Below are 22499 nucleotides of genomic sequence, written 5' to 3'. Positions count from 1 at the left end.
TTTACGGGGAAAGGCGCCCGAAGGCGCCCCTCCGTAAAAAAGTGTCTAGTCAGATGCAATCAATTATTTCAAGTTCTTTACAAAGGTATTGTAATCTGCTTCACTTGCAGGGGGAACCAGCTTGCCTTCTTTAATCTGATCCTGCAGAGCCGTAGCAGCCTTGTAGGTGTCATCGCCCATCAGCTTGTGCTCCTCGGGGATACCCGCAGCCTCTTCTTTCACGCCCAGGCTGATTGTGGTACCGCCGGTCTTTTTGCCGTCCATAATCTCTTTGGAGACTTCTTCCACAGCCTTGTCAACCTTTTTCAGAGCGGAGGTCAAAACGTTGTTGGGAGCAAGGAAAGCCTGATCCTTATCGACGCCAATCGCGTATTTATTGGCTTCCTTTGCGGCCTCGATTACACCGGTGCCCACGTTGCCCGCGGCATGGAATACGATGTCGCATCCGCCGGAGAACATCTTAGAAGCAATCGCCTTGCCCTTAGCGGAATCGACGAAGCTTTCGGCATACTGAGCAACGACCTCAACCTTTTTGCCCATCTCTTTCGCGCCGTAAGCAACACCGGCCTTATAGCCGTATTCAAACTGATTGATCACATCGCTCTTTACGCCACCCACAAAACCGACCTTGTTGGTTTTGGTGGTTTTTGCCGCAATGTAGCCTACCAGGAAGGAAGGCTCCTGTGCGCGAAACTCAACCGCAGTCAGATTGGAGGGGGTCTCTTTGTAAGAGTTGTCTACGATTGCAAACTGAACATCCGGGTTTGCTTTTGCAGCGGTCAGAATCGCGTCGCCCATCGCAAAGCCAACGCCCCAAACCAGGTTATTGTTGTCATCAACCGCTTTGTCCAAGTTTGTCGCATAATCGGAGTCCTGCTTGGATTCGGCATAGCTGACGTCCGCGCCGGTGTCGGTTTTTAATTTCTGCAGACCCTCCCAGGAAAGCTGGTTAAAGGACTGGTCGTTCACGCCGCCGGTATCGGTAACCATCGACACCTTGAAATCTGTTTTTGCTGCGGTGGAAGATTCCCCTGCGGGCGCCGTGCTCGGCGCGGTGCTGGACGCTGCCTTTCCTCCGCTGGAGCAGGCAGTGGCGGAGAACGCCATAGACGCTGCGAGTAACAGTGCAATGATCTTTTTCATACATTTTCCTCCTAAAATAATGTTATGTTATACCGCAGAATGCGGTATCCCTGGCTTTTTAGTGGGAGGCCAAGCGGCCTCCGGAATTTCGGTTTTCAGGCCGCCGCCGGAAAAACTTGAAAGCGGTTTCAGCAGCGGACAGAAATGCATCAGGCAAGTGCAAGGGCAATCTCCATCATTTGCGTAAATCCGGTCTGGCGCTCCTCGGCCGGTAACGATTCGCCGGCCAGCGGTCGGTCGGAAATCGTAAGCAGACAAAGGGCATTTTTTCCCGCGCGGGCCGCGTTCATATAAAGCGCCGCGGCTTCCATTTCCACCGCCAGAACGCCCATCTTCTTCCAGGCCGGGAGAGAGTCATCGTTGTCATCGTAGAAGGTATCACTGGAAAGAACATTGCCCACCTTCATGGAGATTCCGAGTTCCGCCGCGGCCTTGACCGCCCGGCTCAAAAGGCCGTAATCCGCAATCGGCGCATAGGTACCGGGCAGACGGTACTGCGCGGCAAAGCTGGAGTTCGTGCAAGCGCCCATTCCGGCCACTACGTCGCGGAGCTGAACCGTATCGGCAATTCCGCCGGCAGAACCGATACGGATAATGTTTTCTGCGCCATAAAAATTAAAAAGCTCGTAGGTGTAAATTCCAACAGAGGGCATGCCCATGCCGCCGCCCATGACTGAAACGGGGTGGCCCTTGTAGGTGCCGGTAAAGCCGAGCATATTGCGCACGGTATTGAAGCAGGTTACATTTTCAAGATAAGTTTCCGCAATGAACTGCGCGCGCAGCGGATCACCCGGCATTAAAACCGTTTTGGCAATCTCGCCTTCTTTTGCAGCGTTATGGGGCGTTGGTATGCTTGACATCTTGATTCCCTCCCGTAGTTAATGTAAAATTTCGTTCAGGCTGGATTTGCCTGTAATGCGTGGTTCTACTCCAAAATATTCCAGAATGGTTGCGCCGATATTAGCAAAGGTCGGTTTTGTTCCAAGGTTTGCACCGGCTTTGACCTGTTTCCCCGTAATCACCCATGGGATGTATTCTCTGGAGTGGTCGGTAGATGGTGTGGAGGGGTCGCAGCCATGGTCGGCGGTAATCATCAGCAGATCCTCGTCGCGCAGGCCCGCCAGAATTTCGGGCAGGCGCTCATCAAAATAAGCCAGAGCCTTCGCGTAGCCGTCCACGTCGTTGCGGTGACCGTAAAGCATGTCAAAATCCACCAGGTTGACAAAGCACAGGCCGTTGAACTCCTTTTGCAGATAGCTGAGCGTGCGCTCAATGCCATCGGCGTTGTTTTTCGTGCCAATCGCCTCGGTGATGCCCTTCCCCACAAAAATATCGTTGATCTTGCCCACGGCGATCACATCAAAGCCCCGCTCGCTGAGCTGGTCGAGCATGGTCACGGCCGGCGGCTGCATCGAAAAATCGTGCCGGTTCGAGGTGCGTGTAAAATTCGGGAACTCGCCGGTAAACGGACGCGCGATGACACGGCCAACACCGTGCTCCCCCTGGAGCATTTCCCGCGCGATTCTGCAGTAGCGGTACAGCTCCTCCGGTGGAACAACGGACTCGTGCGCCGCAATCTGGAACACGCTGTCTGCGGAGGTGTAAACGATCAGCGCACCGGTTTCCACATGCTCTTTTCCGTAATCCCGAATCACATCGGTACCGGAGTAGGGCTTGTTGCACAGCACACGGCGGCCCGTTTTTTCTTCAAATTCCCGAATTACGTCCTCCGGGAAGCCATTCGGGTAGGTGGGCAGAGGCTTTGGAGAGTAGATGCCCGAAATCTCCCAATGGCCGATGGTGGTATCCTTCCCCTTAGAGACCTCCTGCAGGCGACCATATGCACCGGAGGGAGTGCTTTCCTCCGGCCAGCAATCAACCCCATCAATATTAAAAAGGCCAAGCCGTTGCATATTGGGCATATGAAAATACGGGCTGGTTGCACAGGCAGCCAGCGTGTTGCTGCCCTCGTCGCCGTATTCCGCCGCGTCCGGCTCTTCCCCAATTCCACAGCTGTCCAGAACAATTAAAAACACGCGTTTATTCATGATTATGATCCTTCTTTCCGCTTCGTTGTCTCCCGGATTTTTAAAGAAACCGGCAAAATATTTTCTCGCTGCTTGATCGTGCCGCACTTTGTCTGCTCTACGATCAGCTGTACGCACAGGCGGCCAATCTCTTCAATCGGCTGTGCCACCGTCGTCAGCATCGGAATCATTAGGCGGCTCAGCTCCACATCGTCGTAACCCACAATCATTACGTCGTCCGGCACATTGCGGCACTGCTCGTGGAGTACCTTATACAGGGCAAACGCCACCAAATCAGTGGAGGCAAGAATCCCGTCTGTATCAGGATAGCACTCAAGCAGCTCCCGCGCGCTCTGAACTCCCTCGTCATAGCTGTATTTGTTGTTGACAAACCGCGGTTCAATCCCATGCTCCCTGCAAACATCCGCATAACCCTGGTAGCGCTGCTGGCTGCTGGAATACTGAAGCGACCCGCGCATTAGAACCAGCTTTTTGCACCCGCACTCAATCAAATGCTCTGTAGCGATTCGTGCGCCGTTGTAATTATCGGACTGAACGGAGGCCGCGTAAAATGCTCCAGCGCTTTTATCCATCACCACGATCGGAATGGGGCAGTTGCGGATTTCTTCATCGAGATGCTCGTTGTTCACGGTGATAATGATACCGTCAGCATTCATCCCCATCAGCATCTTAATGTAAGCTGCCTCCTTCTCCGGATTTTCGTCCGAATTGCAGAGGATCATTTTATAGCCGCTTCGGAATGCCTCGTCTTCAATGGCTCGGCCGACCTCGTTAAGGAAGATGTTCAAAATACTAGGAACAATATATCCGATCAGCCGGGAGGATTTTTTATAAAGAGAACGCGCAATCTCATTTGGATTAAAGCCCGTTTTGCGAATGGCTTCTTCCACCCGCCTTGTTTTTTCCTCGCTCACTTTAGCCGTACCGTTGATCACGCGTGACACCGTTGCGTTGGAAACGCCGGCCATGCGGGCAATATCGCTGATATGAACCAAAATGCTCACCCAAAATCTTCTGTTTATTTGAGTTCTGCTCCCTGTGCGGGGAGCAACGGCCTGTTACAAAATGCCTGTTTTGTTTGCAAAAAAGCATGCCCGCTGTTACCAAAGGGCTTGAAACCGGTTTCATTCAACGGCTTATTTGATCATATTATAAACCACTCTTACCAATTCGTAAATTATATTTATGGAAATTTATGGAAATTTTCTAAAAATTAAATGAAGTAACACATTTATGAAGATAAAAGAGCACTTCCAAAAGATTCCGCTCGTCGGCCAGTTCGTTCGGGAGAACTGGCCGCGGCGCAATCAGGAGGAAAAACATCTTTCAGGCATATACGATTTATTTTACTACAATCTTTCGAAACCCAACGGAAGCTGCCAGCTGCGCGAGCTGCTTCATCCGCTCCGAGGACGGAGAAGAGAATTTCGCGAATGGCCCTTTGACCCCATTGGCCCGAAAGGAAATCAGAAGCAGACGGGTGCTGCCGGTCAATGGGCCGAGCATCTCTGCGGTACCGCGGATCGCGTCCTGTGCATCTACATAGCCCTCCACATTGACAATGCGCACCTCCTCGAGCTTCCCGCAGGAGGAGAGGAACACAAGGTTATCCTTGACCGCGGCATTGTCGCCGCCCGTGAGCGCCCGGAACACCTGTGGCGACCATGCCTTCACATCGAGCATCACGCCGTCGCAGACTTTCATCAGCTCCGGGTATTTGGAAAAACGAACGGTACCGTTGCTGTCACACAAACAGGTGAGGTTCTTTGCCTTTGCCAGTGTGAACAGCTCCTGCAAAAACTGCGGGTACAGCGCGCATTCTCCGCCGGAAACGGTAATTCCCCGGATAAACGGAAGGTTCTTCTCCACTTCCTTCATCACGGCGGGGGCATCCATCCACCGAATTTTCGGGGATGCGCAGCGCGGACATACCGCAATGCAGGTATTGCATGAAATGCATTTTGATTCATCCCACACCACGGCTTCGTCCACCAGAGAAAGCGCACCCTCGGGACAGTATGGCACACAAACACCGCAGCTGTTGCAAAGTTTCTGCGTTTCGGGGTTATGGCAGTAGCCGCACGCAAGGTTGCACTTCTGCAAAAAGATCGAAGTGCGGCTGCCCGGGCCATCTACCGTGCTGAACGGAATGATTTGGTTGACGGGCACTTTTGTCATGCCATTCGAACCTTTCTTTCGGCAAGACGGTTGGTATCATAGCTCGGGGCGCCGAGCTGCGTGGTATTTTGCAGAACCGCCTCATGCTTTTTATACTTTTCCATTTCGCTGCGCTTAACCAGATAACCGGTAATGCGGATCAAATCCGTATCGGCGGAATAGAAGCTCATATATTGAACGCCGAGGGAAAACGCGCCCTTTACCACATCCAGCAGCGCGGCCGGGTTCTGATGAACATTGCTTGCGATGGGGAAAATATCGCCCACACCGGAGGGAAAATAATGGTGAAACCTGGAGCTATGGCGCAGGTGGTCAGCAAAAGAAGCCGGCTCGTCGCCGATAGGGATGCGCACACCGGACGTAATGCCAAGGTCGCTGTCGAGCCCCACCTGCGCGTGCAGCAGGAACTGATCGCCGGTAATGGGCGAATACAGCGCCTTGTACTGCGGTACAAGCTCGTTAATCCTCTCCATAATCCGTACGCCGAGATCGTCGGCCTCCGGGTCGTGCCCATATTTCTTGCCCTGTGCCTTCATCAGCGCGTTGACGCATTCCGCAAGACCGGTAACGCCGAACATGCCAAGGAAACGGTCTTTGGAGAGCAGCCCCTCCTTCACCAGAAAGTTCGACTCGAAGAAGCCGGATTTTTCAACGATAAAGCGAATGCGCTCGTTCATATAGTCGGCGATCAGGCCAAGGCATTCCGGCAGCAACTCGGTGAGGAATTGCTCCTCGTTTTTCGCTTCCTTCACCAGCTCGGTGAGCGTAATGCGCGTGAGTGTGTACGCTCCGCCCTGCGTGGGCAGAATGTTGTAGCAGCTTGCCACGCCGTACTGCCCGCCGAACGGCGCCCGGTTGGCCTGATCGTTGCAAATGGCCGGATTTGAACAGTCAAGGGAACACTGAATGGCCTGCTCCATAAAGGAATCCGGTGTCACATCCGGGTCGTATTTCACGGTAAAGTTGGGAACGGTATTTTTCAGTTCCGCTTCCACCTGCAAAATCAGGCGACCCGCACGGGTTTCTTCCGGCCCGAGGTTCGCGTGGCAGAACGAATCGGTGATGGTGCGGTCAAGATACGTGAGGAACAAACGGAGCTTCTCGCGAATCTCCTCATCTGTGTGGCCGTCGAGGTACGGCTCCATCAGCTTGTCGAGGCTGCCCAGATACACCGGGAAGTTCGTGATGGAGGGCACATGGCGGTACAGGATCATCAGGGAGAAAATCAGCTCATCCAGTGTTTTGGGCGGGCTCAGCTTTAAAAACTCACTGCCTTGCCTTACAAATTTCTCATAATCGGGAAGAATATAACGGGGGCGGTACGGCGCTCCCCCTTCAAACAGATCGTTAATGGCACCGGTTTCAAAAAAATGCTTGGTGCGCGGCGGAATATTCAGTACATCCAGCGCGTTCTCCGCGCATTTGGCCAGGCCCATCAGCTTCTGTTCATGGGTCAGCTCACGGGAGGTAACTGTTTTGTAGGTGTTTTCCAGATTGATCATGATCATTTCTCCTTTCCGATCTTCTGTGCGGGAACGATTCGCGCAGGCGGTGAACCATCCGAATGCAAGGGTTATTTCAAAAGAAAAGATTCCATCTCTTTTTTCAGGGCTTCATACTGGGCGGCGGTCATTTGCAGCTTCCCGTTTTTCACGCTCACAAGGTGCTTGCCCACGAGCCGTGAGACGGCACGGTTGACGGTTCGCACACTGTTACCCGTTGTTTCGGCAATCTCCAGGCGCGTGCAGGTCAGCCTTACGGTTTCGGGCATATCTCCGCATTTTTCATAGGCGCGGATCAAAAACTGAACCACTTTTCCGTCTGAATCAAGAAAATGCAGACTGCGCTCATTGGCCGTTTGGGTGATATAGCTGTTCAGAATCCAGCGCACATGCAGAAAAAACAACTCCGGATCACAGCGCATCCATAAAAGATAGGCCTCCACAGGGAAAGCAACCAGCTTACACGGCGTGACCGCGCGAACCTCGGCAATATAACGGGAGATTCCTCCCAACGCCTCATATTCTCCGAAAAATTCCGGTGCTGCGGCTTCCGTCAGGGTGTAGCGTGAAACCCGGGTCTGATTGGTAACAACGGACACACGGCCTTTCATGAGGTAATACACCATGTTACTCAAATCGTCCTCATGAATCAAACTTTCGCCCGCCGAAAGAGTAACCGGGTACACCTGGCCGTCTGCGGGATATTTCGCCAGCATCTTTCGAAGCTCTTTGCGGTAGGACTCGCTTTCCGCCTCTAAATATTCACCAACCTTCACTGTTCACCCTCCTGATTGCTTTTGAAGAGTGCCGCTTCTATCGTGATTTTGTAGCTTTCCCGCGCGCCGCAAGCACAGGAAAGCTACGGCTTCCTCTCCTGAAAGAAAACACTGCTTTAGTTGTATTGTATATCAATAGAAGCGAGAAACAAAAGGACAGATGTCCTATTTTTTGAAATATAGCATAATTTCTATTCGAAGTAATCTATTTTGTGCAAAAAGACGGTAATAAGGCTTTTTCTCTGCTTCCTACGTTTTCCTCTTGACAGTTTAAGACGGCATTGCTAAACTAAGTTTAGAACTTAGTAAACATAAGATTACTGATATAAACATTTGATTACATAGCCTCGTGCCGTGAGCGGCAGCAAGAGCCTTGAAATTCGAAACAGATGAATTATTTGCCTTCCGCCGCTGATCGAGGCAGAGACATTTGATTCTCGTATAAGGGAAGTGATAAAGTGATAACAGAACGAGAACGACAGATTTTGCAGTGGATTGAAAAGGACCCCACCATTTCGCAGCAGGAGTTGGCGGATAAGGCGGGGATTTCCCGCTCCTCTGTTGCGGTACACATTTCGAATTTGATGAAAAAAGGGCGGATTCTCGGCAAGAGCTACATTTTGCAGAAGGCCCCCTACGTCGTTGTGATCGGCGGCGCAAATATTGATATTGCCGGCAAGCCCCTGGCTCCTCTGGTTCAGCGGGATTCGAACCCCGGGAGGGTATCGCTCTCCCCCGGCGGAGTGGGACGGAACATTGCTCAAAACCTTGCCATGCTCGATGTGGAGGTGAAGCTCATCACCGCGCTCGGCGAGGACGCCTATGCGGCGGAGCTGGCGGGCAGCTGCCGCAGTGCGGGAATCGACATAACAGAAGCGCTCACCGTGCCGGGCGGCTCAACCTCAACGTATGTGTTTATCACAAATGAACACGGCGATATGGAGCTGGCGATCTCCGATATGCAGATTTATGAAAGCCTGACCCCGCAGTACCTGGAGCGCCGCGCCGACCTGATTAGCAACGCGGAGCTGTGCGTGATCGACACCAACCTGACCGCCGAGACGATCCGCTACATTGCTGAAACCTTCCATGTGCCGCTGTTCTGCGACCCGGTTTCTACCGCAAAGGCGGGGAAGCTTGCCGGCCTGCTGGGAAAATTCCACACGCTCAAACCGAACCTGCTTGAGGCCGAGCTGCTCAGCGGCGTAAAAATCCACGACGAACACTCGCTGGAGCAGGCAGCCAATGCACTTCTGCAAACCGGCCTTTCGCAGGTCTTTCTCTCGATGGGACAAAACGGGGTTTATTGTGCGAATCATCAGGAGCACGTCACCGTTCCCCCATACCCCAGCGAGGTGGTCAACACAACAGGTGCCGGAGACAGCATGATGGCCGCGATTGTGTGGGGCTGGATGCAGAAGTTTTCCATGGCAGACTGCGCCCGCGCCGGAATGGCTTCCGCGTCCATCTGCATTGAGAGCGCGGGAACCATCAGTCCGCAGATCAGCTGCGAAAATATCCTTCAGAAAATGAACACCATATAAAAGGAAACGCTCCCGCAACGTGATATAACCTAATTCGCTTGAAATGAAGTTGATAGAAACAAAGCAATCAACAGCCTTTTTTAAGTGCACGGATGATACATCACGCGGTAGCCCTGTTGAAAGGAGTCACATCATGAATCAACTGAAACAATATCTTACCATTTCGCCCGAGGTACAAGAGGCTCTTGCAGCCAACAAGCCGGTCGTCGCACTGGAGTCCACGATCATCTCCCATGGCATGCCATACCCCCAAAATGTGGAAACCGCTCTGAAGGTAGAGCAGATCATTCGCGACAACGGCGCTGTTCCGGCGACGATTGCGGTGATCGGAGGAAAGCTGCGCGCCGGACTTTCCAAGAAAGAAATTGACTATCTCGGAAACAAGGGCCTAAGCGTGACGAAAGCAAGCCGTAGAGACCTGCCTGTTCTGGCCGCGCGCGGTGAGGATGGCGCGACAACCGTCGCGGCGACCATGATTATTGCCGCATTGGCGGGAATCTCTGTATTCGCCACCGGCGGCATTGGCGGTGTTCACCGTGGCGCCGAAACAACCATGGATATTTCCGCCGATCTGGAAGAGCTTTCCGTCACTCCGGTGATGGTGGTATGCGCCGGCGCAAAATCCATTCTTGACCTTGGGCTGACTCTCGAATACCTGGAGACAAAGGGTGTTTCCGTTCTTGGCTACCAGACAGAGGAGCTGCCCGCGTTCTACACCCGCAAAAGCGGCTTCAAGGTGGATTACCGTGTGGATACCCCGGCGGAGCTGGCGGGCATCTTTCAGGCAAAGGAAGACCTGAACCTAAAGGGCGGGCTGCTCGTCACCAACCCGATCCCCGAGGAATTTGCCATGGATCATGATTACATCGCAAAATCCATTGATGACGCCTGCACGGAGGCGAACCGACTTGGCATCAAGGGAAAGGAAACTACTCCTTATCTGCTGGATAAAATTCAGAAGATCACCGGCGGCAAGAGCCTGGAGGCCAACATTCACCTGGTGTACAACAATGCCGCCCTCGGCGCCAAGGTGGCCGGCGAGCTGTGCAAGCTGCGCCAGTCCTGATCAAACACAACAAAAGCTCTCTTCCCTAAGGGAGCCTTTCCCCTTAAGATGTCCATTGACACCGCATGCATTAATCTCTGTTCCTAAAAAGGTTCCCCGCGCTGGGGAACCTTTCTATATTGACTGATTTTATTAATCTATAAAGAAACGGCCGGAGATGATTTCCATATTGGAATCATCTCCGGCCATTTTATGCATTTTTTTCACTTCGATTAGCAAGGGATATTCTTCATCATTGAGTATATTCCCTGTTTTGCTCTGTATTCGAAACATTTACCTGCCTGCACATTCGCTCAAAAGCGACACCCTGTATCTACTATGATAAAAGGGGATTGACCACAGGAACTGCACTCGGAACAGTCCCTCTCTTTCCTTTTAAAGTAATTTACCTTCAAATTATTTCGGGCCAGTTAGTTGAAACAAACTTTAAGATGTCACCTCTCCAGTTTACATGGCGTCATTCTAAACGTGCTGCATCTGCGCCCATACTGCTTTCAGGATCAAATCTTTGTTTTGCAGGAACAAATCCGAAAGGACGGGATCGAACTGGGTATTCGCACACCTTGCAATTTCGCAGAACGCTTCATCCGCAGATCGCTTATGGCGATAAGGCCGCCCGCTGATAATGGCATCAAAAGCGTCACAAATCGAAGTGATCCTGGCCACAATGGGAATATCCCGGCCTTTTATTCCAAAGGGATACCCCCGGCCATCCCACCGCTCGTGGTGGCCCAGCGCCGCTGATACTGCCAAACGAAGAAATCGTTCATCCTGAAAGCTATTGGAATTCAGCTTTAAGGATTCCAAAATATCCTTCCCATAGATCGGATGCTGCTGTACAATCAATACTTCTTCCGGCAACAGCTTATCCGGTTTTTCCAAAATAGAGCTATCCACCCACAGCTTCCCGATATCGTGGAAAAAAGCGGCTCGCCCAAACATCAGGCAGTCTTCCAAATTCATTTCCGGGTGCCTGTTGGATGCGATGCAAAAACAAAATACTCTCGTATACAATTCTACACGGCTCATATGTGTAAACAGACTATGGGGCATAATTTGGAGTATGTGATCAAGAGTTAGCTGGAATCCCGGCAAATCATTCATTTTTGTCATCTCCACAATCAAGTTTACCGTTACTGATAAGGAATAATAATTGTTCGTTATTAAATTATTTGGTCTAACTGCTCTTTTAGACCATTATAGCACGGTCAAACTGCACATACAATACAAGTATCAAATTTTATCGGAGGTAAAAGAGATCATGGTGGACTACCTTGATATTGGAAAGCGAATTCGTAAAACGCGAACCGCAAAAGGAATTACACAAGAGAAATTAGCGGAACTCATATGCACCGGTACAACGCACGTCAGCCATATTGAAACAGGGAACACGATCCCCAGCTTAAAAACCTTCATCGCTATTGTTAATGCGTTGGAGGTTTCACCGGATGAACTGCTTTGCGGAAATATTGATCATACAAGTTATGTCTTTCAAAATGAGATCACAAAAATTACCGCCGACTGTACAGCGAAGGAAATCCGTGTAATTGCGGAAACAATCACGAGCCTGAAAGCCTCTATGAGAAAGACGTTTAGCGAAGCAAAAAAGTAAATTCGACAGTGGCGAAAAGAAGGCCCCATAGTATGGGCCTTCTTTTCTTGTTTATGGGGCCGCCAGAGAAAACAATATTTTCCTGCGCACACAATATTTTGCGCTTTTGAAAACGGGTGTAATACGGCATGACGTCATTCCACAAAATGGAAGACGTTTCACCCTGTTGCAAAAGCAAGAAAAGCAACTGTTTTTTAAGTGCATTTTTTTAGTCTTTCTCTTTCATAAAATACACAATAATTATTAAAAAAATCAAAAAAAATCAAGTTCTATCACAAATATGAATTATAGTGTTTAAAATATTTCATTTTGCCTTGACAAGTAAAATTTTATGGAATATGATGGGGATGCTTCTTTTTGCAGGATTATAATTTAAATCATGCAAAATAAGAATCATTCACTTTACACGTCAGGGAGGTCGGTATTATGTTGAAAGAAGGCCAAGTCCGGATTCCATCCGGATGTGCTATCTCCGGAATTTTTTCACGAAATGGAAAAAGGCTAGGCGGAGAAAGAATTATTCAGTCTATTGAGACCATGCATGTGCGCAGCAACGGGCTGGGCGGCGGTTTTGCGGCCTACGGGATTTACCCCGAACACAAGGAATGCTATGCGCTCCATGTATTTTATGATGATGAAACAGCGAAAAAAGAAGCGGAAAAGCTTCTGATTCAATATTTTGATATTTCCGTATCGGAAAAAATTTCGACACGAGCTATGCCGCAGATTACCGACGCACCAATTATCTGGCGCTATTTTGCAGTTCCGGCACCCCACTTCCTTCAAGATAAGGAGCTGGAGGAAAAGGAACTGGTGGTGGAATGCGTCTTTAAAATCAATGCAGATATTGCAGGAGCGTATGTGTTCTCCTGCGGAAAGAATATGGGCGTGTTCAAAGCGGTAGGTTACCCCGAAGATGTTGGCCGCTACTATAAGCTGGAGGAATACGAAGGCTATTCCTGGACCGCTCACGGGCGTTACCCTACGAACACACCCGGCTGGTGGGGCGGAGCTCACCCATTTGCGCTGCTGGATTACACAATTGTACATAACGGTGAAATTTCCAGCTACGACGCCAACCGCCGATTTATTGAAATGTACGGCTATAAATGTTCGCTGCTGACCGATACCGAGGTGATCACCTACATGATTGACTACCTGCACCGCAGGAAACAACTCACTTTACCGGAGGTGGCCGACGTCATCGCAGCGCCCTTCTGGGAAGAGATCGACCGCATGCCGGAGGACCGCAAACGCTACTACACCTATTTGCGCAACATTTTTTCCGACCTGCTGATTACCGGCCCGTTCTCGATTCTGCTTGGCTTTGACGGCGGAATCATGGCATTGAACGACCGACTCAAGCTCCGCTCCCTTGTAGCGGCGGAAAAGGATGACATGGTTTACATTGCCAGTGAGGAATGCGCCATTCGTGCCATTGAGCCGAATCTTGACCGCATTTTTGCTCCCAAATACGGCGAACCGGTCATCTATACATTAAACAAGGAGGTGCAACTCTGATGTCTATGGATTTTTTATATCCTGATTATACCGTCGTACGCGATAAGGATTTATGCACCAACTGTCAGATCTGCGTAAAGCAATGCGGACTGGGCGTGCATTCCTACGATACGAAAACCAAAACCATGAAGACCGACAGCACCAAGTGCATCAACTGCCAGCGCTGTGTGGCGTTCTGTCCCACGCTGGCCCTCAAGGTTGTCAAATCCGACAACACCTACAAGCTCAACGACAACTGGACGGGTTCCGCGATTAACGAAGTGATTCAACAAGCCGGCTCGGGCGGCATGCTGCTCTCCTCCATGGGCAACCCCCGCAGCTACCCCATTTACTGGGATAAAATCTTAATTAACGCATCACAGGTAACAAACCCTTCCATCGACCCGCTGAGAGAGCCGATGGAAACACGCACCTTCCTCGGAAAAAAGCCGAGTAAAATAGAACGCGACGAACAGGGGAACCTGAAATTTGAAAAAATGCCACCGCATCTGACACTGAAGCTCCCCATTCTGTTCGCGGGTATGAGCTATGGCGCGGTCAGCTACAATGTACATGAAAGTCTGGCACGCGCCGCCGAGCAGCTGGGTACCTACTACAACACCGGCGAGGGCGGACTGCATCAAGACCTTTACAAATACGGTAAAAACACCATTGTTCAGGTGGCATCCGGACGCTTCGGCGTTCACAAGGATTATCTTGACGCCGGCGCCGCAATCGAAATTAAAATCGGTCAGGGCGCAAAACCCGGTATCGGCGGGCATCTGCCGGGCTACAAGGTTGGCAGTGAGGTTTCAAAAACCCGCATGATCCCCGAGGGCAGCGACGCGATTTCTCCCGCTCCCCACCACGACATTTACTCTATTGAAGACCTGCGGCAGCTGGTTTACTCGCTGAAAGAGGCAACGGCCTATACCAAGCCGATCATTGTCAAGATTGCCGCGGTTCACAATGTGGCGGCCATCGCAAGCGGCATTGCCCGCAGCGGCGCGGACATTATCGCGATCGACGGGTTCCGCGCAGGCACAGGCGCTGCTCCTACCCGCATCCGCGATAACGTCGGTATCCCCATTGAGCTGGCGGTAGCAGCCGTGGATGACCGCCTGCGGGAGGAGCATATTCGCAACAACATTTCATTGGTGGTTTCGGGAGGAATCCGGAACTCGGCAGACGTGTTGAAGGCCATTGCGCTGGGCGCGGACGCGGTTTACATCGCGACCCCCGCATTGATCGCTCTGGGCTGCCACATGTGCCGCAGCTGCCAAACCGGAAAATGCAATTGGGGTATTACCACCCAGCGCCCGGATCTGGTAGAACGACTCGATCCCAATGAGGGAACCCGCCGCCTGGTGAATCTGGTAACGGCCTGGCAGCATGAGATCATGGAAATGATGGGCGGCATGGGCATTAACTCCATTGAAGCGCTCAAGGGCAACCGCCTGATGCTTCGCGGAATCGGACTGAATCAAAAAGAGCTCGACATCCTCGGCATTCAACACGCAGGAGAATAGCAGTCAATAAGCACAGCGCTTGCCTCCCCCGCCGGAGGCGGGGGAGGCAAGCATCAGCTTTTTAAACAGTAAGACTAAAACACAATTTTACAGGAGGTGCTGGTTATGAGAATCAATGCGAAAAATAATCTGAATTTCCGACTGCTCAACGAGCAAATCAGAAACACCGAAGACAAAAACGTGATTATCGACAACTGCCTGGGGCAACGATTCATCGGCAGCGGCCTGGGGCAACGGCAAGTGACCATTAACGGTATTCCCGGGAATGCACTTGGTGCTTACCTAAACGGCGCTAACATTGAGGTAAACGGCAACGCCCAAGACGCGACCGGCGACACCATGAACAACGGCAGCATTGTAATTCACGGAAACTGCGGCGACGCAACCGGCTACGGCATGCGCGGCGGTGAAATTTACATTAAAGGAAATGTCGGTTTTCGGGCCGGGATTCATATGAAGGCCTATCAGGAAAGCAGCCCGGTCATGGTGGTTGGCGGCAAAGCCGGAAGCTTTTTGGGCGAGTACCAGGCGGGCGGCACAATCATCGTTCTCGGGCTGGATCAAGAGGAACAAGCGCCGGTCGGCGAGCAATGCTGCACCGGAATGCACGGCGGCTGCATTTACCTGCGCAGTGACTCCCTGCCGGAGAATCTTCCCGCTCAGGTAGTTTCCAGAAAAGCAACCCAAATCGATCTGGACAATATTGATGAATACCTCGACAGCTTCTGCGAGCATTTTGAGGTTGCGAAAGATCAAATTCTGGAGAAGCCCTTCTATGTTCTGGAGCCGAATACGAACAATCCTTATCGCTCCATTTACACCACTTATCTGGCGTAATAGAATACGCCCTACACTCTTCCAATTACTTTTCCAATATAAGTTAAATATTGAAAGCGTTTCTGGCGAAGAAATCAGCCCCCCTGCTGTGCCAAAGGCTCAACAGAAAGGGCTGATTTCTTTTCCGGTAAAAAAACAACAATGGGGCCAGCGATACTGTGCGGCGGTGCAGTGTACCACTGGCCCCTTTTCCATAGAAATTGGTCGTATTTCGGCAACATCCAAGGCTGTGTGCAGCTGATCCATGTGCTTCGGGGATGCCTTCGACAACACGGAGGAAAGTACTGTTTTTACCCTGCCGCTCCCAGAGTGACTCGCACTTACCGAAGCGGAATGCACTGCTCTTGCGGCGGATTTTACAGAAGATTTGACCGCAGAGGCCGCGCTGGCTATGGAAGAGGGTATCTGTTGTCAAGCGATTAGATAGAGCAAAGGCAGGAAAACCCTTGTGTTCGCCCGCCTCTACAATGATAGATTTTGATTTTATAAGCCTTGGCATAGGCAGGATAAAGGCACGTGGTCGCCTTACGCCTGCAACAAAGCACAACCGCCGGCAATGCCGACGGTTGTACGATGCTTATGACGTGGTCGAAATAACCCTTTGAGTGTCAGATAGGTGGTTGGCAATTCTTAAAAACCGCAATTTCAAGCCATTTTAAAGAAATTGTTCGGGTGTCTCTTTATAGTTGATAATTATTTCTCCCAAATTAGATCACCCTCAGCACTAAGAATTCTATCTGGAGAATTATATTGAGACACCTCAATCAACTCTCCCTTCTTATAGTTCACTTCACAGTTTTCATATGCTATGAATTTGCTTACCTCAATTGCACAGGCATAGTATTCAGCATAATCGGCACTATCTTCGTCATTCTCATTATTTGTTTCGTAAATTGTGTCAATTGATCCCTCTATTTCACAGTTTTGAAACTTCAAAATTAACTTGGTTCCATTATTTAATCGGTTTAGTGCTTTTAACAATTCATCCATTTAAATTACCATCCTTTATTTGGGTCTAGCTGGAACGATATGTGCGCCATTTTTACCGTAATGAATTATACCAACAGTAGTGTCAACAACTTCACCAGTTTCTGGATTTACATATTTCCCAATTACGCTACCAAAATCAACCCTTTCCTTATTTGTCCCAATCTTTCGTCCTGTTCCAGCAAAATCGCCAAGTAATTGCTGTGGATCAGCTGAAAGTATACTTTTCAATTTCCCATTGGCTAACTCTTGTTTATAGCTATTTGTTCCTGGAATATGTTTGTTTTGTTGCCCCATATTGATTTCTAACCCACCCTTAATAACGCTCTCTGCACTCTGAGCAACCTTCTCCGCGTCCTTGACATGGTCGGCGCCTTTGATTCCACCCATGACAACGCCGGACAAATGGGAGGCTTTCACCACCGCGCCGGCTGCCGAAACGCCTTTTGCCGCGGTTGCGGCTCCCGCTACCGCAGCGGTTCCCTTAATGGCCAAGCGCGCTCCTGTACCGACCGAGCCGATTCCAGGCACAAGCGCGGCTCCGGAGATTGCTGCATTCTTTATATCACCTTGACCCAAATAAATCAAGGCGTTTATGCCATCTGCCGCTTCTCCGATGACCGGTACCATTCCCGCAACATCCAAGGCTGTGTGCACGTCATTCGTGTGCTTCGAGGCCTCCGCCATCACGTGCGACACTGCCGCCGACACGTTCTTTACCCCGTCGCTTACGGCTTTGCCCACGCTTACCGCTGTAGACTGCGCTGTTTTCACAGCAGATGTTACGGTGGATTTTACCGCATTTAGCGCTTTAGTCGCCGCAGTAGACGTTGCTTGCTTTATCTGTGATTAAGCCATTAGATAGAGCAAAGGCAGGAGAACCCTTGTGTTCGCCCGCCTTTACAATGATAGATTTTGATTTTATTAGCCTTGGCATAAGAAGGTAAAAAATCCTTGTATTCGCTCTATACCGCATGTAAGAAGCGCGGTTGCGAGCAGCCGCGTTCGGGTCACTTGCGCCGGCAGTTCCGACGAAAGATATTTTTTTAAGTGGTCGAAACTGCCGCAAAACCGTTGTTTTTAACCTTCTACCATGTAATTTGAACGCTTTGTAATTATCTCCTTTAACTTTGGTAGCCTACCGATAATCTGAAAAACACTTTATCTCTGGTTCGTAAGCAGCAATTATATCCACTACCGAATCAACCGCAATGATTGAAAAGTGATGTAATGATTCACTATCTGATATTTCATAAGACTGATCTGACAGCCACTTCAGGTATTCTGATTGATCAACTTTAAAGATTGTCCATTTTGAGTAAAACTCACTTCCGTACTTGCAATCTAAATCTGTTATAATCTTTTGTCTATAGCTTTCATTCGTCGACCTATATGCATGTACAGATTCTGGAAATACTACTTGCACTTTTTCGCTCTCATTTTCACTGTCGGAAAGTGTAATAATGAATCCTTCTTTAGAATCACAAATCGAGTCTACATAGTATTTATTGTTTATTTTCTCTCTAGATTCCCATTTTTCCCAATGTTCTAACACGTTATCACCTCATATTATTTGTCATATCGTATTTTTGTACTTTTCTTTCCATCAAAGATTTCAAGAGTTGGACGTCTGTCTGAACTTTTTGTTCTTACATTCACAGTTCTTCCATCAGATAACTTGCCAATTTTACCGCCTGGAATATCTTTGATATCAGTCACTCCAAGGTCGTTAAAGTCATCTAGCGCTTGATCCAAACCGCCGGTTTTATTCCATTGAGTTGCTTTACCTTTTGTAACTCTACCAGGGTTCGCATTTTCAAGTATGTCATCGACTGATTTAAAAATCTTCTTAACGCTCTCTGCACTCTGAGCAACCTTCTCTGCGTCCTTGACATGGTCGGCGCCTTTGATTCCGCCCATGACAACGCCGGACAAATGGGAGGCTTTCACCACCGCGCCGGCCGCGGAAACGCCTTTTGCAGCGGTTGCGGCTCCCGCTACCGCTGCGGTTCCCTTAATGGCCAAGCGCGCTCCTGTACCGACCGAGCCGATTCCCGGCATAAGCGCGGCTCCGGAGATTGCTGCATTCTTTATATCACCTTGACCCAAATAAATCAAGGCATTTATGCCATCCGCCGCTTCTCCGATGACCGGTACCATTCCCGCAACATCCAAGGCTGTGTGCACGTCATTCGTGTGCTTCGAGGATGCCATCGACGACGCGGAGGAAAGTACTGTTTTTACCCCGCCGCTCCCAGAGTGACTCACACTTACCGAAGCGGAATGCGCCGATCTTGCGGCGGATTTTACGGAAGATTTGACCGCAGAGGCTGCGTTGGCTATGGAAGAGGGTATCTGTTGTCAAGCGATTAGATAGAGCAAAGGCAGGAGAACCCTTGTGTTCGCCCGCCTTTACAATGATAGATTTTGATTTTATAAGCCTCGGCGTAGACAGGTACAAGAACCTTGTATTCGCACTGTATTTGCCCTGTGCCGCATGTAAGGAAAGTGGTCACAAGCGTCCCACCTTCCAATCACTTTCGCCGGCAGTTCCGACGGTGTAGGGATTTGGCTTAAGTGATCAAAATGACCCTTTGTGTGTCAAGTAGGTGGTCAGAATTAAAACATTCTCCCAAAAGTGCAGGATTTATGCCGTATCCTCAATGTGTCATTAATCAAATTACCACTCACAGTTATCAAAAGTATCAAGATTGAGTTCTTGAACATATATGGAAATCCACCTAACTACATTTGTTTCCGCATCAGTTTCAATATACACACCTTTGTCTGTTTCCCATACTTCTTCAAATTCATCATACACAAATGAAGGTTCAATTTTTAACATTTCTTCTTCTGTTGTTCCAACACCTATTTTTTCAAACAACTTTCCCTTGTAGTTATCCAGTGTTGTTATTCGAAATAATTTATTATTTTTTAGATGAAACAACAACTCTATAGTATTCTGAATGTCGTATTGAATCCAATCGTTAAAAATAATCTTTGAATCAACACCTTCCATTTCTAATAAATTTCTCAATTCATCTCTTGTACTATATAATTTTATTTCTCCAAACCCTTTAAAGGGTATTATTGGAGCCGAAATATCTAATATCATATTACTTACCTCCTGAAAAAACAATTGTCGCTGTTTCTTTTCCATCTGTTTTATAAAGACTTTCTGAACCATCAATTATTTTTATTATACCTTGGTCTGTTGTACTTATTTTGATATATGGATTATTTCCATGTCTTCCTCCTCCTGGCGAAACCTGTACTTGAGAAATATTTTTTCCACCACCTGGATTGTTTATCTTTATAATTTCTGCTCCACTTTTTGACTTTGCAGATTTTTGAATTGTTACATCATAACCAGACTCTTTAAGAACCTGTGCTATCTCATCTGCTGACTTTCCACTAAATGCGCTTGGATTAGCTTTTATATCATCTATTGAGATACTTCCTTTTTTGAAGACTCTCTCTAACCCACCCTTAATAACGTTCTCTGCACTCTGAGCAACCTTCTCTGCGTCCTTCACATGGTCGGCGCCTTTGATTCCGCCCATGACAACGCCGGACAAATGGGAGGCTTTCACCACCGCGCCGGCTGCCGAAACGCCTTTTGCCGCGGTTGCGGCTCCCGCTACCGCAGCGGTTCCCTTAATGGCCAAGCGCGCTCCTGTACCGAACGAGCCGATTCCCGGCACAAGCGCGGCTCCGGAGATCGCTGCATTCTTTATATCACCTTGACCCAAATAAATCAAGGCATTTACGCCATCCGCCGCTTCTCCGATGACTGGTACCATTCCCGCAACATCCAAGGCTGTGTGCATGTCGTTCGTGTGCTTCGAGGCCTCCGTCATCACGTGCGACACTGCCGCCGACACGTTCTTTACCCCGTCGCTTACGGCTTTGCCCACGCTTACCGCTGTAGACTGCGCTGTTTTCACAGCAGATGTTACGGTGGATTTTACCGCATTTAGCGCTTTAGTCGCCGCAGTAGACGTTGCTTGCTTTACCGAGCTTGCGGTACGTGCGGCAGATAACGCTACTTTTTTGGCTGCGGAAGAGGCTACGGAAGAAACATTCCGTTTCACATCCGCCACGGTATTTCTCACCTTTGATTCCACATTTTTTACTGTCTCTCTAACCGTTCGACTCACACTGACGGAGGTGGAATGCACCGTTTTGGAAGCGGATCTTACTGAGGATTTTACAGCACTGATTGCCTTGGCTGCGGAGGAGGCTGCGGAAGAGGTCACCTGCTTTACTGAGCTTGCGGTACGCCCAGCGGAGGATGCTATCTTTTTCGCTGTCGAAACGGCGGCGGCAGAAACGTTCTTTTTTACATCTGCGACTGTGTTTCTAGCCGTTGCTGCAACACTCTTTACTGCCTTTCCAACAGACTGGCTCACGCTCACCGAAGTGGAATGCACCTGCTTTACCACAGATTTTGCAGAGCTTTTAGCAGACGCTGCCGCTTTGGAAACCTTGGCTGCAGCGGAAGAAGCCACCCGTTGCACCGAGCTTGCCGTATTTTTTGCCGAAGAAGTAACCTTTTTTGCCGCGGATGAAACTGCGGCAGAAGCACTCTTTTTCACAGAGGACACAGTTTTTGCAGCAGTTCTCGCTACACTTTTTACAGCACTGGAAACAGACTTGCTTACACTCGCGGCAGTAGATTTTACCGACTGTACCGCAGATTTTACGGAGCTTTTAACGGAAGACACCGCACGCGATAAGCTGAAGGAAGATTTGCTGGACGAGCTTTTGGTATTGCTCTTTGAGGAACTGACCCTGCTTGCAGATGCTTTGGAGGAGGAAGAAACCCGTGCAGTTGATGCCTTTGCAGTACTTTTCGTGCTGACGGAGGATTGCACGCGGGAAGTACTGCGTGCGGAGGTGGCAGATGTGGATTTTTTTGCCGCTGCCGCCTTAACTGTACTCGACTTTGAGGAAGAATAAGACGAACTGTGTGACCTTGAGATTCTTGCCATAATTATGCTCCTGTTCCTTTATTTCATTACATATTGTAATGATAGCGTTACTATAGGGTGCCAAACAGCCGCCCCTGCGCGGTATAGGCGGAAGAGCGAGTCAGGGTATATTGGTCTTCTAACACATAGCTGCCGTTTATGAACAGCTTTAACGTCCACAAGCCCTCCGGGTATTCCTTACCCGTTTCCTGTAATGGCAGCCAAAACCAAAGATAGACCGGATCATCGGGAGAATCTTCCTCTTGAAACAGCATATTTTCGGAATAATCAAAAAATTGCCCCCGGGCATCGAACCAAAGAGCGCTGATACAATGCAGGCCCTTTATATCGGTAAATCCAAATCGGGTTACCAGCTGTCCATCCATACCCAGATGAAACGTCTTTTTATTTACGGCTACCGGCAGATCTGTTTGAATCGACGTAACGGCATAGCTGTCGATATGTAAGCCATACTGCTCGTTGCTAAATAACTGCTGATCCTGCTCATTAATAATGATCACAGACCAAAGCTCATCCTCCACATGTGGAAGATAGATGTTGGCCTGAGGATCATTCAGCAAGAACTCCTGATTGACCAAAAACTTATAATAATGCTCGCCGGGCGTAAGACTCAGCTCGGTAACCCAACCGTCCCGTTCCCGTTCCATGGTTCCGGCTTTCTCATCATATCCGTTAAACGATCCTAACACCGAAACGCAATGGACGGAAAGGTATGGGCTGTCTTGAAACATCAGCCTAATCTTCATTGTTTTCCTTCTCCCCAATTAAATTAACGGAACAGAA

At 49.5% G+C, this 22499-nt stretch carries 23 protein-coding genes; 8 read left to right on the top strand and 15 right to left on the bottom strand.

All coding sequences use genetic code 11. From position 1 onward, the window contains the following. Positions 1-63 precede the first annotated feature (63 nt). From QOS46_RS13310 to QOS46_RS13280, 7 genes are all read right to left on the bottom strand, one after another. Positions 64-1143: a BMP family lipoprotein gene (locus tag QOS46_RS13310; protein WP_283610467.1), complete on the bottom strand. Its 1080-nt coding sequence runs from the start codon at positions 1141-1143 to the stop codon at positions 64-66. 149 nt (positions 1144-1292) lie between these two features. Further along, on the bottom strand, positions 1293-2003 hold the full coding sequence (gene deoD, locus QOS46_RS13305) for a purine-nucleoside phosphorylase (protein WP_283610465.1): 711 nt from the start codon (positions 2001-2003) through the stop codon (positions 1293-1295). Between the two features lie 18 nt (positions 2004-2021). Beyond that, the gene (locus QOS46_RS13300; RefSeq protein ID WP_283610463.1) at positions 2022-3191 is read right to left on the bottom strand and encodes a phosphopentomutase; all 1170 of its coding nucleotides are present in this window, start codon (positions 3189-3191) and stop codon (positions 2022-2024) included. A gap of 2 nt (positions 3192-3193) precedes the next feature. Further along, positions 3194-4195 (bottom strand): LacI family DNA-binding transcriptional regulator, encoded by a 1002-nt coding sequence (locus tag QOS46_RS13295; protein ID WP_283610461.1) that lies wholly within the window; start codon positions 4193-4195, stop codon positions 3194-3196. Positions 4196-4532: 337 nt separating this feature from the next. Next, complete coding sequence (locus tag QOS46_RS13290; protein ID WP_283610460.1) at positions 4533-5369, bottom strand: YjjW family glycine radical enzyme activase; 837 nt, start codon at positions 5367-5369, stop codon at positions 4533-4535. Continuing rightward, positions 5366-6871 carry a YjjI family glycine radical enzyme gene (locus QOS46_RS13285; protein ID WP_283610458.1) on the bottom strand — a complete coding sequence of 502 codons (1506 nt, stop codon included), beginning with the start codon at positions 6869-6871 and terminating at the stop codon, positions 5366-5368. Before QOS46_RS13285 ends, QOS46_RS13290 begins: the two co-directional genes overlap by 4 nt. Positions 6872-6942: 71 nt before the next feature. Beyond that, positions 6943-7647: a Crp/Fnr family transcriptional regulator gene (locus QOS46_RS13280; RefSeq protein ID WP_283610456.1), complete on the bottom strand. Its 705-nt coding sequence runs from the start codon at positions 7645-7647 to the stop codon at positions 6943-6945. Between the two features lie 458 nt (positions 7648-8105). Between QOS46_RS13280 and QOS46_RS13275 the strand changes: the two genes are divergently transcribed. Both QOS46_RS13275 and QOS46_RS13270 read left to right on the top strand, forming a co-directional pair. Then, positions 8106-9191 carry a PfkB family carbohydrate kinase gene (locus QOS46_RS13275; protein ID WP_283610454.1) on the top strand — a complete coding sequence of 362 codons (1086 nt, stop codon included), beginning with the start codon at positions 8106-8108 and terminating at the stop codon, positions 9189-9191. A 133-nt stretch (positions 9192-9324) separates the two neighbouring features. Then, complete coding sequence (locus QOS46_RS13270; RefSeq protein ID WP_283610452.1) at positions 9325-10257, top strand: pseudouridine-5'-phosphate glycosidase; 933 nt, start codon at positions 9325-9327, stop codon at positions 10255-10257. A gap of 462 nt (positions 10258-10719) precedes the next feature. Here the strand turns inward: QOS46_RS13270 and QOS46_RS13265 are convergent, their stop codons facing one another. Continuing rightward, complete coding sequence (locus QOS46_RS13265) at positions 10720-11220, bottom strand: HD-GYP domain-containing protein (protein ID WP_283610451.1); 501 nt, start codon at positions 11218-11220, stop codon at positions 10720-10722. A gap of 190 nt (positions 11221-11410) precedes the next feature. Here QOS46_RS13265 and QOS46_RS13260 point away from each other — a divergent pair, with 190 nt between their 5' ends. From QOS46_RS13260 to QOS46_RS13245, 4 genes are all read left to right on the top strand, one after another. Continuing rightward, positions 11411-11869, top strand: a complete 459-nt coding sequence (locus tag QOS46_RS13260; protein ID WP_283610449.1) for a helix-turn-helix domain-containing protein — start codon at positions 11411-11413, stop codon at positions 11867-11869. 426 nt (positions 11870-12295) lie between these two features. After that, a complete protein-coding gene (locus QOS46_RS13255) occupies positions 12296-13390 on the top strand; it encodes a class II glutamine amidotransferase (RefSeq protein WP_283610448.1) in 1095 nt (364 codons plus the stop codon). After that, positions 13390-14898 carry a glutamate synthase-related protein gene (locus QOS46_RS13250; RefSeq protein ID WP_283610446.1) on the top strand — a complete coding sequence of 503 codons (1509 nt, stop codon included), beginning with the start codon at positions 13390-13392 and terminating at the stop codon, positions 14896-14898. The genes QOS46_RS13255 and QOS46_RS13250 overlap by 1 nt, the downstream gene beginning before the upstream one ends. A 105-nt stretch (positions 14899-15003) precedes the next feature. Next, a complete protein-coding gene (locus QOS46_RS13245; protein WP_283610444.1) occupies positions 15004-15735 on the top strand; it encodes a GltB/FmdC/FwdC-like GXGXG domain-containing protein in 732 nt (243 codons plus the stop codon). A 693-nt stretch (positions 15736-16428) separates the two neighbouring features. Here QOS46_RS13245 and QOS46_RS13240 read toward each other — a convergent pair. After that, complete coding sequence (locus QOS46_RS13240; protein ID WP_283610442.1) at positions 16429-16725, bottom strand: hypothetical protein; 297 nt, start codon at positions 16723-16725, stop codon at positions 16429-16431. Positions 16726-16740: 15 nt separating this feature from the next. Continuing rightward, on the bottom strand, positions 16741-17352 hold the full coding sequence (locus QOS46_RS13235) for a polymorphic toxin type 50 domain-containing protein (protein ID WP_283610441.1): 612 nt from the start codon (positions 17350-17352) through the stop codon (positions 16741-16743). Here QOS46_RS13235 and QOS46_RS13230 point away from each other — a divergent pair. Continuing rightward, the gene (locus tag QOS46_RS13230; protein WP_283610439.1) at positions 17339-17575 is read left to right on the top strand and encodes a hypothetical protein; all 237 of its coding nucleotides are present in this window, start codon (positions 17339-17341) and stop codon (positions 17573-17575) included. The genes QOS46_RS13235 and QOS46_RS13230 overlap by 14 nt on opposite strands. 285 nt (positions 17576-17860) lie before the next feature. On the opposite strand, the gene QOS46_RS13225 is transcribed toward QOS46_RS13230, so the two are convergent. From QOS46_RS13225 to QOS46_RS13210, 4 genes are all read right to left on the bottom strand, one after another. Beyond that, the gene (locus tag QOS46_RS13225; RefSeq protein ID WP_283610438.1) at positions 17861-18277 is read right to left on the bottom strand and encodes a hypothetical protein; all 417 of its coding nucleotides are present in this window, start codon (positions 18275-18277) and stop codon (positions 17861-17863) included. A gap of 14 nt (positions 18278-18291) precedes the next feature. Then, positions 18292-18882 carry a hypothetical protein gene (locus QOS46_RS13220; protein WP_283610436.1) on the bottom strand — a complete coding sequence of 197 codons (591 nt, stop codon included), beginning with the start codon at positions 18880-18882 and terminating at the stop codon, positions 18292-18294. A 520-nt stretch (positions 18883-19402) separates the two neighbouring features. Further along, entirely contained in the window at positions 19403-19837 is a 435-nt protein-coding gene (locus QOS46_RS13215) for a hypothetical protein (RefSeq protein ID WP_283610434.1), read from the bottom strand. A gap of 1 nt (position 19838) precedes the next feature. Beyond that, complete coding sequence (locus QOS46_RS13210) at positions 19839-20525, bottom strand: hypothetical protein (protein WP_283610432.1); 687 nt, start codon at positions 20523-20525, stop codon at positions 19839-19841. Between QOS46_RS13210 and QOS46_RS13205 the strand changes: the two genes are divergently transcribed. Beyond that, positions 20512-21684 (top strand): hypothetical protein, encoded by a 1173-nt coding sequence (locus QOS46_RS13205; protein WP_283610431.1) that lies wholly within the window; start codon positions 20512-20514, stop codon positions 21682-21684. The two genes, QOS46_RS13210 and QOS46_RS13205, sit on opposite strands and share 14 nt — an antisense overlap. A gap of 82 nt (positions 21685-21766) precedes the next feature. Here the strand turns inward: QOS46_RS13205 and QOS46_RS13200 are convergent, their stop codons facing one another. After that, entirely contained in the window at positions 21767-22462 is a 696-nt protein-coding gene (locus QOS46_RS13200) for a hypothetical protein (RefSeq protein WP_283610430.1), read from the bottom strand. Positions 22463-22499 lie beyond the last annotated feature (37 nt).

This window comes from Faecalispora anaeroviscerum (assembly GCF_947568225.1).
GTDB lineage: Bacteria > Bacillota > Clostridia > Oscillospirales > Acutalibacteraceae > Faecalispora > Faecalispora anaeroviscerum.
Note: the sequence above shows the minus strand (reverse complement) of the source record. Positions and strands in the feature narration are given on the sequence as shown.